The following is a 12,769-nucleotide window of genomic DNA, read 5'->3' as shown; positions in this document are numbered from 1 at the left end:
ATTATTCGATCCCGAAATACGCGCGCGAAATCTCTTCGCGCGAAACGGTGTCAGACGCGCTTTCCAGCGATACGCGCCCCTCCTGCAGGCAGTAGACCCGGCTCGAGACCGACAGTGCCTTGGTGATGTCCTGTTCGACGATGATCGCGCTCATGCCCTCGCCGATGATGCCGGGCAGTGCTTCGTAGATGTCTTTGATGATGATCGGTGCCAGCCCAAGGCTAATTTCGTCGAACAGGATGAGATCTGGATTGGACATCAGGGCACGCCCAATGGCGACCATCTGTTGCTGACCGCCCGACAGCGATGTAGAGGCCTGATCTTTGCGCTCCTCAAGGATCGGAAACAGATCATAGACAGTTTTGAGATCCCAAGGGCCTGAGCGACCAACTTGGGCCCCGATCATCAGGTTTTCTTTGACTGACAACGATGGGAATAACTGACGACCTTCCGGAACCATGGCGAGGCCAAGTTCTGCAACCTCGTCTGCGCGAAGCCGGCTGATATCATTACCTCGGTAGTGAATCTGATCCGCTCCGTTCGTCAGCAACCCGGTGATTGACCGCATCAGGGTCGTCTTGCCTGCGCCGTTTGCACCAATGATGGCCAGAACTTCTCCCTCGCCGACGTCCAATTCGACATCATAAAGCGCTTGGAAATCGCCGTAGTAGGAGTTCAAACCGCGTGTCTGAAGAATAGGATCAGGCATCGGCTTCGATCCCCAGATAGATCTCTTTGACTTCCGCGCTTTCCATGATTGCCTGCGGCTCGCCCTCGGCGATCTTCTTTCCGAAGTCTATGACGATCAGACGATCCACGACTGCCAGCAGGGCGTGCACAACATGTTCGATCCAGATGATGGTGACGCCAGAGGCGTGGATGTCTTTGATGGTCTGGACCAGTGACTTGCACTCGGCTTCGGTCAAACCACCTGCAATCTCATCCAGCAACAGCAGTTTGGGCTTGGCGCAAAGCGCACGTGTTAGTTCCAGGCGTTTGCGCTCCAGCAAAGTCAGGCTACCGGCAAGAACGTTTGCCTTGGGTAGCAGTTCTGTTTGGTCCAGAACCTCCAGACAAAAGTCTTCGGCCTGGTGTCCATGCATGCCAGCTGATTGCGTGGCGGCGATCATCGCGTTTTCGAAAACAGTCATGCCGGAAAACGGTTGCGGGACCTGAAAAGAACGCGCGATACCTGCATGGCTGCGCTTTGCCGCGCTCCATTTGGTGACGTTCTGCCCACTGAATTCTATCACCCCGGAATTGGATTTGAGCGTCCCAGTGATCAAGTTGAACATCGAGGTTTTGCCAGCGCCGTTGGGGCCTATTACCCCGAGTGCCTCGCCTTGCTGGACCTCATAGCTCATGGCATCGGCGACAGTGACCGCGCCAAATGCCTTGCTCAGGTCTTGGAGTCTCAAGATTGTCGTCATGTTTCTCTCGGATGGAGGTTTCGGCGCCAAGATTGGCGCCGAATGTCTGGTCAGCCCAGCAGTTTCATGTCTGCCGTTACCGGAACTTCGGGCGCGGTGCTGTTTGCAACAATCTGCAGCTCATAGGCGTCTCCGGATTTCTGCCACTGGCCACCGACCAGCGGAGTTTTGGTGACGTTGTTCATCGGCCCATCACCCCAGTTCACGGGCCCGACAATTGTGTTCAGGTTGGTGGACGTGATTGCGGAAATGATCGAAGACGGGTCTTCCAGATCATCCGCCCGTTTGATGACATCCGCAACGACCTCGAACAGCGCGTGCTTAAAGCCGAGCGGTTGCGTCCAAGGTCGACCCGACTCTGCTGTATAACCTTCGGCAAGGTCTTTCGAGGAAATGCCGGTGAGTGAGGACGAGAACGGATGATGCGGGGACCACCAGACCTCGGTCGACAATCCCTCACCACGGTCTCCCAGCGATTCAATGACCGATGGGAACAGAAGTGCCTTGCCAATGGTCACGACCTTTGGGTTGAACCCTTGCTGTGCGGCTTGGCTCCAGAACGTAGCGAAATCGGGTGGAATCATGTTGCCAGTGACGATTTCGCAACCAGCTGCTTTGAACGCTGCGATTTGATTTGAGAAATCGTCGGACAGAGGCTGATAGCGACCGGGATCTGTCAGCGTATATCCAGCGGCGGCCAGCGGTTTTGGTAGACCAAGTTCCGCATCGCCCCATGCATTGCCATCAGCATCGTTGGGGAACAGACCGCCGACGGTTTTTGTGACACCCGTTTTATCCCACATATCAAGGAACGCTGCGATCACGTCTTCCAAACCCCAGAAGAAGTGATAGGTCGTTTCGAAACCCTCACCCGGAACACCATTGCGGCCAAAGAAATAGGGCTGCCAAGGGCAATCAGTCGTGATGCAGGGAACTTCGTTGATCTCTGCCTGATCAGCAACAGGGTTCACCGTGTCCGGCGTTGAAGCCGCCACGATGATATCGACCTCATCGCCCAAGATCAGGTCAGCGGCGACCTCGGCTGCGCGGTTGGGGTTGGATTGGCTGTCTTTTGAGATGATCTCGACGTTCCAAGTCTTTCCATTGTTGTCCAACCCGGCCGAAAAGACCTGCTGTATGGCTTGAAGCACATACTCGTCGGCCTCAGCGAAACCGGCCAATGGACCGGTACGTGGGCTGACGTTGCCAACCCTTAGAGTCGGGTTTGCGGCGTACGCGCGCGTTGCCCGGAGGATGGCCGGAGTAGCGATTGCCGCCGTAGCCCCGGCAATAAAACCGCGCCTTGTGGCCGTCTTAAAAGTCTTTGTCATTGCGTCCTCCCTTCACCGGCCTCCCGCCAGTGTTTGATTGATCTTACAAAGTCTTCTCGAGATTTTTCAGATGTTTCGCGACACGTCGGCGAACCTGATCTGCTTCGCCCTCGGCCCATTTCCTGAAACCTTCGCCTGATTTCATGCCCAGCTTGCCCGCATCGACAAGCGACTTGAGGTAGGATGAAGGGCCTTTATCCGCCTCAAGATCGTGTAGTACGTTTTCGTGGATATCGAGTGTCAGGTCAGTACCAACCAGATCTGCGTTTTCCAACGGGCCAAGGACCGCCAATCGCCGCCCAAAGCTGGACTTGATAACGGTATCAACGGCTTCCGCATCGCAAATACCGTTTTCCACCAGACTGACCGCTTCGCGCCACAGCGCATGCTGAAGGCGATTGCCGATAAAACCGGGCACGTCCTTCTCGACCATCACCGGAGTTTTTTCTGCGTCCTTCAGCAGATCGAACATGGTTTGCGCGATCTTGGGATCTGTCCATTCCGTCTTGATAACTTCAACTAGCGGGATCATATGCGGCGGGTTCCACCAATGCGTCCCCAACGAGCGGTTTCTCAGCCGCAAACCGGACATGATCTGAGTAATCGGCATAACAGAGGTATTTGATGCGAGTATGCAGGTCTCTGGTGCGTGCGCCTCGATCTCAGCAAAAATCGCTTGCTTGAGCTCCAGCTTTTCCGGTGCCGCTTCGAACACAGCGTCGGCACTTTGAACCGCACCTTCCGTCGTCGCAAAGATCTCAATCATCTTGAGGGTTTTCGTGATTGTGACCTCGTCGTCCCCCATCGCAGCCATGCTGGCACGAATGCGGTCAGGCACGGTAGCGCGCGCCTCTTCAACGGGATCTGTGATGGCGACATATTGACCTGCTTTTGCTAAGGTCAGGGCGATACCGTGCCCCATGAGACCCGCGCCGATTACCGCTATCTGCTGCTTTTTACGCACCATTCTTTAACCCGCCGTGTATCCGCCGTCGGCATGAAGGATATGCCCGGTGTAAAAATCAGATGCCCGCGACGCGAGAAACAAAAGCGGGCCCGCAAGGTCTTCAGGCTCACCAAGTCGTCCTTTGGGAACACGGGTCAGGAAGCCATCGCGTACTGCCTTCGCATCGTCGGTGTCTTCAAACATCCAAGCCGTCAAAGGCGAGCGGAATACCGTTGGCGCGATCGCGTTGACGGTGATCCCTGTTGGACCTAGCTCACATCCTAAGGCTTTGGTTATCCCATTCACAGCAGCCTTTGACGCGCAATACGCCGTGTAGCCAGCTGGGTGACCCAGGATGCTGCGCGCGGAACTGACGAAAATGATCTTGCCGTATTCGCTTTGCTTCATGTGCGCCGCCGCCGCGCGTGCCAACAGCCAGCTTTGGTTCACATTGGCGTCCATCACTGCATCGAAGGTCTCTGGCGCCATTTCGTTGATCGGCGCAACTTTGTTCATACCGGACGCGACAACGAGAATATCGAGCCTACCAAAATTATTGACTGCTTCTTCTACCAGCGCACTGCAGGATGCCTCGTCGGACGGACGCGTATTCACCGCAACGACGGTCGCACCAAGCGACTTGCACTCTTTGGCGATCTCGTTGAGCGCGTCCTGATTGCCCGCAGCCAGAACCAGATTGCACCCAGCTCCGGCCAAGACGCGCGCAGCGACCATGCCAAACGCGCCGGATGCTCCGGTGATCAGCGCGACGTTGTCTTTTACGTCAAACATCTTGAGTGGATCAGACATTCTTTTCGTCCTCAGCTTTCTGGCGGATACGGAATGACCACCAGCATTTTGCAGGTGTGGTTGGCGCAGTTTTCAATTTTGCGCACTTCGCCCGGTGCGATCGTGCAACTATCCATCGGCCCAAGAATGATTTCGGTGCCGTCAACGATGACGGTCATCTCGCCCTCCAGGACGACGTAGACTTTCTCAAAGGGTGTGGAGTCCGGCCCGGCACCACCGCCCGGTAGGAACTGGCTGAAGCCAATCCACTGATTTGTCGGCCCGCCTTCCTCAAACCCTTGTAAGCGCAGCCCATGACACCCAAAATGGTTCGGTGCTTCGTAGGGTTGTGCGTCTTGAAAACGCTTCAGATGCATGTCCGTCTCCGCTCAAGGTTATTGGCGGCCACCGGCGAACCGGCGACCGGTCCGTGAGTGTTCAGAAATCTTCACCAGCCTCGATGCGGTAGGACTGGTTCTTGTCTATCATCGCCACCAGTCGGATAATGCAGCCATCGCCTCGGTCCCAATTCCACGGGAAGAACGCAAAGGTGCAGCGCTTGCCGGTCACCGCATCCAGATCACCACCAACGTTTTCAATGCCCAGTATACCTTTTGAGAACAGCATGTTGTGCACCGGCTCCCACTCGGGGAAGTCAACCTCCCACGGGGTGCCGCCTGACCATTCAAGATACTCTTTTTCGAGGTGTGGCATGATCGGGCCGTTTCGCTGCGGACCAATGGCAGTTGCCAGTGGGTGATCGTTCGCCTGGGTATCGTGGCCAACAACTTTCACACCTTTCTCGATCATCCACTCAGCAGCGGAAGGAACGAGACCCGGGCAGTAAGCGAAATAGTCGCCGTCTTCATACTGCTTGTGCCAGCCTGTGTTGATGATCAGTACATCGCCTTTGCGGATTGCATGACCACAGGCCTTTTCCAGATCATCTCCTGTGATTTGCTCCCATTTCTTTTTGGGCACGGAAACCACCAGGCCCGAGCCGAAAAAATGGGGGAGCGGAACCTCGTCGATGAACGGCGTTCCCTGAACTACATGCGCTGGCGCATCAATATGCGTAGTCACGTGCATCGTCGTGGTAATCGTCTGAGACAACACGCCAGACTTGGCCATATAGTGCTTTCGGTCGATCTGGACGTCCTTGAAATACGGCCAGTTGGGGCACTGAAACCCGTATCTGTGGCTCAGATTATAAAACTCAAGCCCCATGTCATTGTCGGTGTTTGCCTGAAACTCAATGCCGCGGATTTCGACCATTGGGCATATCTCCTTTGTTCGCCGGCAACGCGGCGGTGTTCGCTTTTCAGTTGTCTGGGTGGCCTCCCCACCTGTCCCGCATGATGATGCACACGCACCGCATTACGGTCAACTTAAAACTCACTATACGGTTGACTTGCACCGCATTGTGATACAACACTAAAAAATCGCCAGGCATCCGAAGCTACGATGCCAAGACAGAATGGGGTAGGTTAAATGACTGAAAAACCGGATAAAGGTGGCATTCAGGTCATTTCCAGAGCAGCCTCTATTTTGCGTGTTCTAAAAGAAAACCAATCCGGAATGAGCTTGGGGAAAATCGCCGAGCGTGTTGACCTGCCCCGCTCTACGGTACAGAGAATCACAAGTGCACTTGCTGAAGAAAAACTTGTCATAGCAGATGTAAATGGGGGTGGCTTGAGGCTCGGCCCCGAACTAAGCGCTCTCGCGGGTGCCGCGCGGTACAGCATCGTCGAACACTGCCGGCTGCTTTTGACAGAACTGACCCAAAAAACCGGGGAAACCACAGACCTCGCCGTCATGCGCGGTATCGGCATGGTTTTCTTAGATCAGGTCCCAGGTGTCTATCGATTGACGACCGTTTCGCAAGTGGGCGAGGTTTTTCCACTGACCACCACTGCAAATGGGAAAGCTTGTCTCGCTCAACTCGATGAAGAAGATGCGACAAAGCTCATTCAAAACGAATGGGAACGGAATGGTAAACAAAGGAATTTGGATGAGTTCCTTTCCGAACTGAATACGGTCCGCGAACAGGGCCTTGCCTATGATTTGGACGAGCATTCCGCCGGCGTGTCGGCGATCGGGTTTTCGTTCGTCGACTGGGTCGGAGACCTGCACGCAATCTCAATTCCAGTGCCAACGACGCGATTTGCGCGACAAAAAGAAAACATCGAAAGAGCTCTGCTGGAAACATCCTCAAGTATTCATCAAACCTTCCAATGAATACATGAAAACGCCTGCGGCTCGATTGAGGCTCGCGACGGGTAAAGCTTTTGTGTCTGCAATATACGCGAACGTGCTGTCAGACGAATTCGAACCAGTCTTTGTTTGCCGCGGAAATCGCGAACCTATCCGGAACAAAATTGACGCCACTCGGCGAGAGCGGCGGCGCGAGTCAACTTGAGGTTGTCTCTGCTGGTGCACGATCTTTCCTGGTTGAAGTGGTTTTAGACGGAGGAATGGACGGCGGCCAATTTCTGTAGACTTCGCATGCGCCTGAAACGCTGCATCGCGCGTTTGCGTCGTCGAAACGGCAGGTGCGAGTTCTCGACGCGGTTGTTGAGCCACCTTCCCTTCTGTTGTTTTTCGAGCGCGCCCAGCTCTCTGAGCGCGGCTCTGTATGAGGCGAAGCGATCCGTGATGACGTTTTCCGCTTTGCCGTGTCGCTTCATCAATTTCTTGAGGAATTTCAACGCGGCCTGCTTGTTTCGGCGTTTGGTGACAACGGCTTCCAGCACCTCGCCTTCGTAATCCACAGCTTGCCAAAGAGAATGCCGCCTTGCATTGATCTTCACAAACGCCTCATCCAAATGCCACTTCCATTTCGAGTATGCTCACAATTGCTGAACACGCTTTCTTCGGATCTTTGACGCAAACATTGGACCAAAAACGGTTCGACCAATATCGGACAGTCTCGTGGCTCAGGCCGATCCTGCGTTCGTGCAGAAGGTCTTCAACAATCCGAAGCGAGAGCGGGAAGCGGATGTACAACATCACCGCAAGACGGATAATCTCGGGACTGCTTTCATAGTATTTGAAAGAGGCAGGTCAGGTCATGGGCAAAAGCTATACAACCGTCCTGCCCGCCTCAAGTCGAGTTCTCCTGACAAGACCATTGCTGAATCTTGCATTGATGCCGGAAGTGCAAAAAAGCGTCCGTATAGCCAAGATTGCTTTGCTGGTTCGTTTCACGCTTTCGGCAGGTATTGATCAAGCAGAGCGTCCACCAGACCTTCTTGCAACCGGTACCCTTTCTGCTGGTCTATTCGCAGTATGTCTTCCAATACTACAAACTGTTCCATGCCTGTTGTCATTGCCAAACGAAGAGTCAGGTCATCGTAATCGCTCTGTTTCATGGAGCCACGAACGGGTGAAAGGGCCTCGCCAAATGCTGTCACCCTTCTGGCACCGCGCATTTTGACAGTACTGTCCTGAAGTGATGCCTTTAGAGACTCAGCCAAAAACTGACGGAAGTACGCCTCATGTTCGCGCGAGAAATCCAGATAGTAGCGCGCCACAGCATGCACACGGCTTCGTACATCCTCAAGGCCTTCCAGCAGCACAGCAGTTGGAGTCACCTCTACGTCGAGGGTTGCGTCCAAGGCCAAAACACCGGGGTCGGAGAAGTACCGATATACCGTCGCGCGGCCAATTCTCGCTCGCTCTGCGACTTTAGCAAGGGTCACGTTTTCTCCTTCGGACATGAGCTCACGTGCCGCCGTCAGCAATGCCTCTCTTGTTCTGTTTTTTTGATTGGTTCGAGGAGCCAAATCGCGAGTCCTTAATGATACACTTGTCTCATGAAGAGATTTGTGTATCATATAGGCACATTCATCGAAGTAAAGGGAGCCGTTGAAATGACAGAGTCTCGCCCACGCAAATATCACCTTCTCGGTAATCTTCTGACATTCCACGCGTTTCCTGCTGAAACCGGAAATCGCTGCACCATCGTCGAGATCAAGACCGCCCCAGGTGCAGGCGCGCCACCCAACCATCACGCTGGCGAAGATGAAAGCTTCTATGTGTTAGAAGGTGAGTTTGAATTTTTCCTGAACGGCGAAACAAAAAATGTAAGCATCGGTGATTTCGTGAAAGTCCCGGACGGCGCCGTGCATGCGTTTACTTGTGTTGGGCAAAGCCCAGGTCGCCTATTGTGCATCAATGCTCCAGGAGAAATGCACGATACATTCTTCACTGAAGCGGGTGAAGCAATGCCTGACGGCACCACAGACATTCCTGCTCCCGATGGGCCACCCGACATTCCGGCCATCATGGCGGTGGCGGAAAAGGCCGGCATGACGATCCTGGCCCCTGAAGACGCACCTGCTTGAAGCAACCTAAGCAACGCGCTCAAGTCTGGGCGGTAAGCTGACATATTATCCCTGCTGATATATCCTGCCATCATCACCATTGGGGAGGCTATGTCATGACAAACCTGCAAGAGGTCGCCCAACACTATCATTCAGGACATCTGCTTAAACGCATCTCTGACGGCTGCGCTGCACTGGATATGACACCACCGATTGCGCACGACGCACTCGCTCCGGTGGACGAATTTCATATTGGTGGCCGTCGTGCAACCGAACCGTTTGTTAAGTCGTTACAGCTTTCCAAGGGTAGTCGCGTCCTGGACCTTGGCTGTGGTCTGGGAGGCCCAGCCCGCTTTGTCGCGGCAACGACAGGAGCTCATGTCACCGGCATCGACCTGACGCCCGAATTTGTAGAAACCGGGCGCGCTTTGACCGAGTGGACGGGATTGAATGACAAGATTGAATTGGTTGTAGGCAGCGTGCTCGAATTGCCTTTTGAGGACGCATCAATCGACGCGGCCTACATGATCCACGTCGGCATGAATATCGCCGATAAAACTGGGATCGCGCGAGAAGCAGCGCGGGTTCTCAAGCCTGGCGGCATCTTTGCGATCTACGATGTGATCCAGGTCGGAAGCGGACAAATGGATTACCCGGCGCCGTGGGCATCATCTCGTGAACTAAGCGCGTTGGACCCGCCCGAAACCTATGAAGCGGCCTTGAAATCGGTGGGGTTTGAAGTTGGGGAACGCATTGACCGTACAGCGTTTGCTAAACAGTTCTTCGCTGATCTTGCTGCCGCAATAAGTCAGGCCGACGGTCCCCCGCCACTCGGGCTACATCTCATCATGGGCGATGACACCGCGCTGAAAGTGCGTCACATGGTGCAAAACATTGAGAGTGGTTTGATCGCACCAATTGAGTTGCACGCACGGCTGTATAGCTAGCAGCGGCCCTCGAGCAGTTCGTGTCTTTTTGAAGTGGCCGCTTTGGGCTCGGAGCAACCGTTCGCCGCAACCCTTAATAACGGCTGCTTCGCGGACAAAGCGGACGCGCGCAAAGAAGGCGGATAAAGATGTCTAGGCATCGACTTTTCCCCGAAAGCCATACTCCAACCACTCTCGTTCTTGAGGATTCAGATATGCATTCATTGTGTTGTCGTAGTTTGCCAGTTCGTCGTCCGTCAGTTTTCCGAGCCATTTGCCACTCGTGCCGCTGTGGAAAAACTCAGCGTCCGACTTAAAGAACCCCTTACCACCTGAAGGAGCATAGCGCTCTGCTCTATCCTTCATATTGTCGAAGGTCGCAGCCTGAACAAGTTGATCCATGACTGCTTCAGAATGGGTCGTGCCCAACATGTCAGCCAGTCTGGAGAACGTGCCTCTCAAATCCCGAGTCATATCCGCATAGTGGAAAAGCGATACGTTCGGCCGGTTGGAGACTGCTGCAGCGGCTTTGTAATGCCGGAGGATATGTGCGAGTGGCATGGCGTCACCATCGAATCCCTCCGCCCCACCGTCCAGAAAGCGGCGGAACGTGATACCCTCTTCATCGTTTTCGGGATACCATGAGTCAAACCAAGTCATTGGGATGTTTTTCACGTGTTTGCGAAAGGAGAAATGAGCATCCAAAGGATGACGAAACACACAAATGTACTGCGCTTGATCATCTAAAGGTAGCCCATCCATGGGCGTGTGGCTTTTCATGCTGCGCCGATGCTTCATAGCTTCGAGCCGCTCAGCGACTTCAGGCATCTCTCGGATTCGGATGTCTACCCAAGGCATTTTGACGGACAACTCCGTTTCAACTTCGGGATCACCAGAAAACAACAGAGATACCATGGTTTGCATCCAGGTGGTTCCGCATTTCGGAGGTGTCACTACGAAGACATCATCGGGGCGGATGCGAACCATATCCCCGCGCCTATTGTCGGTTAAGGGACCAAGGTAGAGCTTTCGGTTCTTCATGTCTGAAATCTCCTGCGTGCGGAAAGTGTCTGCAATGCGGACCTCTATGTCGCTGAGCAACCTTTCTTGCGCTTTCTTCAAAACGCTTTTCGTGCCGTCACAACAAAGTGGGTTAGCGAAAAGAAAAAACGCCCACTGTCCGCCAGCGAACGTTGCTCATCCGCCCAATTCGTGGCCTCCTCGGCTGGAACTAGGTTCTTGGCTTCGGCAAATCCACGCATCAAGACAATCATCATATTCGCCAACCCATCGGGCTTCAGTTGCGTATCACAAATTGTGATTGGCGTGACACTTTCCACCGAGAAGCCAGCCTCTCTCAGCAATGGTGGCAAAAGGGCTGGAACGCGGCGTTCGGCGAAATGATGGTCCCAAGCCTTGACCATTCGCTCCATTCTGTCCGGAGCGTCGCTGTGCCAAATCAGACTGTCAAAGTGAATATCGCCGATGACGAGTATTCCACCGGGTTTGAGCACGCGATGAATTTCAGACAAAGCCGAAGGGATATCTTCCAAGTACTCAAAGACCTGTACCGAAACCGCCTTGTCTATCGTACTGGACGAAATCGGTAGACTGTCTGCTGAACCGGCAGCAAGCTCAACACAGCTTTGGCCTTGGCACCTTTGTTGAGCCGACTGAAGCATGTCTTCACTTGGGTCTACGCCAATAATACGACCGCTGGTTCCAACCGCCCGGGCAAGCTCTAAGGTCAAAAGTCCGTTGCCGCAGCCAACGTCAAGGATCGTTTCACCTGGACCAGGCCTTAGGGCATCAAAGGACCCATGACGCCGTCGAGTCACATCAGCGCCCTGGTACACGCTATCGAGAAGCCGCGTGGTTTTCGCATCGAATTCAAGCATGAAATGTTCTCAGTCGCTCTGACCAATACCAAGGCATTATCACACCGGTGTATGAATGTCTGCTTTGGGCTCAAAGCAGACCTTAGCTGCACCAGGCCTGAATGACGGCGCTGCGGACGAAGCTGTCATCTGGAATATCGTTGCGTATGGCCGCACTCAGCCCAAACCGGACATTCGAAACTGGGATTCGCAACTCCCGAGATGCGGGAAGAGGTGGCCATTTCCTTTTTGTACAATTGAATGCGACAAGCCAATGCGAGTTTGTTTCGGGAATCAAACTTGCGGTAAGACAAATGCGTAGAGGCGTGACTTTTTTCCATCATCGGTCAAGATGTATAGAACGCCACCACTTTCATCCAAAGCTATCCCCTCAGGGTTCTTCACTTCCTTTACTTCATCCTTTTTGGAGTAAATTAAGTCGATAGTTTTGACCGTCAGAACTTCAGGATCAAAAACGAATATTCGGCGCCCTTCATCGCTGAGTATCCATAAAGACTTGGTCTCGCCGGACCAGGCGATCCCGCTGATGTCTAATTCGTCATCGTCGGCACGAGATGAAACAAAACCAGCTTCAGCCGTTAATGGAACTACTCCAATAATTTCATCAATTTCCGAGGAAATGACGAGCAGAAGCCTTGGCTGGCCCTCAATGACTACGAATACTTGCCCAGAGTCTTGATCTACAGTGATCCCTTCCGGTCCCTTGTTCAAAGGGTTCTCAGCAAGCATTTCCGCAACTTTGCCGTAGCCCCTGAGTGAAGAAAGTGGAGTAGAATTGACTTTGATTGGGTCCGTAGGTTGGACCGTTACAATAGATCGGTCAGTTTCTTGTAACAGCAATACAGACCCATCATTTCTTCCAGCGACACCTTCCAAGTCTGCACCTAGATGTTCTGGAAGTTTGAACGAATTCTTTAGCTCTCCATCTACTCCCAGAAGGTGCAGCTTCGATGCTTCATCGCTTACTGCCCACAAGAATCCATGAACACTGGAAAGCGACAATCCGGATGGCTCAGAAAAGCCCTCTGATTTGTCTGCCACTTTGTAAGACGCAATAAGTTCCAACATATCAGTCTGCGCTCTCACTGGGCTGGTTAACGCCAAAGTGTTGGCGACCACAGCAA

General features: G+C 53.6%; 15 protein-coding genes and 1 pseudogene. 4 read left to right on the top strand and 12 right to left on the bottom strand.

Translation table 11 applies throughout. The features are described 5' to 3' along the window. Position 1: 1 nt before the first annotated feature. The 7 genes from ACR0JF_RS20300 to ACR0JF_RS20270 all read right to left on the bottom strand — a co-directional run bounded on the left by ACR0JF_RS20300 (position 2) and on the right by ACR0JF_RS20270 (position 5,771). Entirely contained in the window at positions 2–709 is a 708-nt protein-coding gene (locus ACR0JF_RS20300; RefSeq protein WP_170662667.1) for a branched-chain amino acid ABC transporter ATP-binding protein, read from the bottom strand. After that, positions 702–1,430 (bottom strand): ABC transporter ATP-binding protein, encoded by a 729-nt coding sequence (locus tag ACR0JF_RS20295; RefSeq protein ID WP_170662669.1) that lies wholly within the window; start codon positions 1,428–1,430, stop codon positions 702–704. Before ACR0JF_RS20295 ends, ACR0JF_RS20300 begins: the two co-directional genes overlap by 8 nt. 50 nt (positions 1,431–1,480) lie before the next feature. Further along, the gene (locus ACR0JF_RS20290; RefSeq protein ID WP_170662671.1) at positions 1,481–2,761 is read right to left on the bottom strand and encodes an ABC transporter substrate-binding protein; all 1,281 of its coding nucleotides are present in this window, start codon (positions 2,759–2,761) and stop codon (positions 1,481–1,483) included. A gap of 43 nt (positions 2,762–2,804) precedes the next feature. Further along, positions 2,805–3,728 (bottom strand): 3-hydroxyacyl-CoA dehydrogenase NAD-binding domain-containing protein, encoded by a 924-nt coding sequence (locus ACR0JF_RS20285; RefSeq protein WP_170662673.1) that lies wholly within the window; start codon positions 3,726–3,728, stop codon positions 2,805–2,807. 3 nt (positions 3,729–3,731) lie between these two features. Next, a complete protein-coding gene (locus ACR0JF_RS20280; RefSeq protein ID WP_170662675.1) occupies positions 3,732–4,517 on the bottom strand; it encodes an SDR family oxidoreductase in 786 nt (261 codons plus the stop codon). Positions 4,518–4,528: 11 nt separating this feature from the next. Then, on the bottom strand, positions 4,529–4,873 hold the full coding sequence (locus ACR0JF_RS20275) for a cupin domain-containing protein (protein WP_170662677.1): 345 nt from the start codon (positions 4,871–4,873) through the stop codon (positions 4,529–4,531). A gap of 61 nt (positions 4,874–4,934) precedes the next feature. Continuing rightward, a complete protein-coding gene (locus ACR0JF_RS20270; protein ID WP_155150267.1) occupies positions 4,935–5,771 on the bottom strand; it encodes a cyclase family protein in 837 nt (278 codons plus the stop codon). A 216-nt stretch (positions 5,772–5,987) separates the two neighbouring features. Between ACR0JF_RS20270 and ACR0JF_RS20265 the strand changes: the two genes are divergently transcribed. Beyond that, positions 5,988–6,734, top strand: coding sequence for an IclR family transcriptional regulator (locus tag ACR0JF_RS20265; RefSeq protein WP_170662679.1), 747 nt, complete (start codon positions 5,988–5,990; stop codon positions 6,732–6,734). A gap of 125 nt (positions 6,735–6,859) precedes the next feature. On the opposite strand, the pseudogene ACR0JF_RS20260 reads toward ACR0JF_RS20265, so the two are convergent. After that, positions 6,860–7,523: pseudogene (locus ACR0JF_RS20260) on the bottom strand (IS6 family transposase). On the opposite strand from ACR0JF_RS20260, the gene ACR0JF_RS20255 reads away from it, so the two are divergent. Continuing rightward, positions 7,428–7,721: a hypothetical protein gene (locus tag ACR0JF_RS20255; RefSeq protein ID WP_170662681.1), complete on the top strand. Its 294-nt coding sequence runs from the start codon at positions 7,428–7,430 to the stop codon at positions 7,719–7,721. The pseudogene ACR0JF_RS20260 and the gene ACR0JF_RS20255 overlap by 96 nt on opposite strands. On the opposite strand, the gene ACR0JF_RS20250 is transcribed toward ACR0JF_RS20255, so the two are convergent. Then, positions 7,700–8,281, bottom strand: a complete 582-nt coding sequence (locus ACR0JF_RS20250) for a TetR/AcrR family transcriptional regulator (RefSeq protein WP_170662683.1) — start codon at positions 8,279–8,281, stop codon at positions 7,700–7,702. The two genes, ACR0JF_RS20255 and ACR0JF_RS20250, sit on opposite strands and share 22 nt — an antisense overlap. A gap of 87 nt (positions 8,282–8,368) precedes the next feature. Between ACR0JF_RS20250 and ACR0JF_RS20245 the strand changes: the two genes are divergently transcribed. Both ACR0JF_RS20245 and ACR0JF_RS20240 read left to right on the top strand, forming a co-directional pair. Continuing rightward, positions 8,369–8,842 (top strand): cupin domain-containing protein, encoded by a 474-nt coding sequence (locus ACR0JF_RS20245; protein WP_480669756.1) that lies wholly within the window; start codon positions 8,369–8,371, stop codon positions 8,840–8,842. A 95-nt stretch (positions 8,843–8,937) separates the two neighbouring features. Beyond that, on the top strand, positions 8,938–9,768 hold the full coding sequence (locus tag ACR0JF_RS20240; RefSeq protein ID WP_170662685.1) for a class I SAM-dependent methyltransferase: 831 nt from the start codon (positions 8,938–8,940) through the stop codon (positions 9,766–9,768). A 132-nt stretch (positions 9,769–9,900) separates the two neighbouring features. On the opposite strand, the gene ACR0JF_RS20235 is transcribed toward ACR0JF_RS20240, so the two are convergent. The 3 genes from ACR0JF_RS20235 to ACR0JF_RS20225 all read right to left on the bottom strand — a co-directional run bounded on the left by ACR0JF_RS20235 (position 9,901) and on the right by ACR0JF_RS20225 (position 12,713). After that, positions 9,901–10,788: a sulfotransferase domain-containing protein gene (locus ACR0JF_RS20235; protein ID WP_170747591.1), complete on the bottom strand. Its 888-nt coding sequence runs from the start codon at positions 10,786–10,788 to the stop codon at positions 9,901–9,903. 77 nt (positions 10,789–10,865) lie between these two features. Then, positions 10,866–11,645, bottom strand: a complete 780-nt coding sequence (locus ACR0JF_RS20230; protein WP_170662689.1) for a methyltransferase domain-containing protein — start codon at positions 11,643–11,645, stop codon at positions 10,866–10,868. A gap of 273 nt (positions 11,646–11,918) precedes the next feature. Continuing rightward, positions 11,919–12,713 carry an SdiA-regulated domain-containing protein gene (locus ACR0JF_RS20225; protein WP_170662697.1) on the bottom strand — a complete coding sequence of 265 codons (795 nt, stop codon included), beginning with the start codon at positions 12,711–12,713 and terminating at the stop codon, positions 11,919–11,921. Between the last annotated feature and the right edge of the window lie 56 nt (positions 12,714–12,769).

The organism is Ruegeria sp. BG11 (genome assembly GCF_056538565.1).
Note: the sequence above shows the minus strand (reverse complement) of the source record. Positions and strands in the feature narration are given on the sequence as shown.

Excerpts from the sequence above, each read along its gene's own strand:
- ACR0JF_RS20245 (WP_480669756.1), top strand. The coding sequence starts at position 8,369 with ATGACAGAGTCTCGCCCACGCAAATATCACCTTCTCGGTAATCTTCTG.
- ACR0JF_RS20270 (WP_155150267.1), bottom strand. The coding sequence starts at position 5,771 with ATGGTCGAAATCCGCGGCATTGAGTTTCAGGCAAACACCGACAATGAC.
- ACR0JF_RS20290 (WP_170662671.1), bottom strand. The coding sequence starts at position 2,761 with ATGACAAAGACTTTTAAGACGGCCACAAGGCGCGGTTTTATTGCCGGG.
- ACR0JF_RS20295 (WP_170662669.1), bottom strand. The coding sequence starts at position 1,430 with ATGACGACAATCTTGAGACTCCAAGACCTGAGCAAGGCATTTGGCGCG.
- ACR0JF_RS20240 (WP_170662685.1), top strand. The coding sequence starts at position 8,938 with ATGACAAACCTGCAAGAGGTCGCCCAACACTATCATTCAGGACATCTG.
- ACR0JF_RS20225 (WP_170662697.1), bottom strand. The coding sequence starts at position 12,713 with ATGTTGGAACTTATTGCGTCTTACAAAGTGGCAGACAAATCAGAGGGC.
- ACR0JF_RS20275 (WP_170662677.1), bottom strand. The coding sequence starts at position 4,873 with ATGCATCTGAAGCGTTTTCAAGACGCACAACCCTACGAAGCACCGAAC.
- ACR0JF_RS20265 (WP_170662679.1), top strand. The coding sequence starts at position 5,988 with ATGACTGAAAAACCGGATAAAGGTGGCATTCAGGTCATTTCCAGAGCA.
- ACR0JF_RS20285 (WP_170662673.1), bottom strand. The coding sequence starts at position 3,728 with ATGGTGCGTAAAAAGCAGCAGATAGCGGTAATCGGCGCGGGTCTCATG.
- ACR0JF_RS20235 (WP_170747591.1), bottom strand. The coding sequence starts at position 10,788 with ATGAAGAACCGAAAGCTCTACCTTGGTCCCTTAACCGACAATAGGCGC.
- ACR0JF_RS20230 (WP_170662689.1), bottom strand. The coding sequence starts at position 11,645 with ATGCTTGAATTCGATGCGAAAACCACGCGGCTTCTCGATAGCGTGTAC.
- ACR0JF_RS20300 (WP_170662667.1), bottom strand. The coding sequence starts at position 709 with ATGCCTGATCCTATTCTTCAGACACGCGGTTTGAACTCCTACTACGGC.
- ACR0JF_RS20280 (WP_170662675.1), bottom strand. The coding sequence starts at position 4,517 with ATGTCTGATCCACTCAAGATGTTTGACGTAAAAGACAACGTCGCGCTG.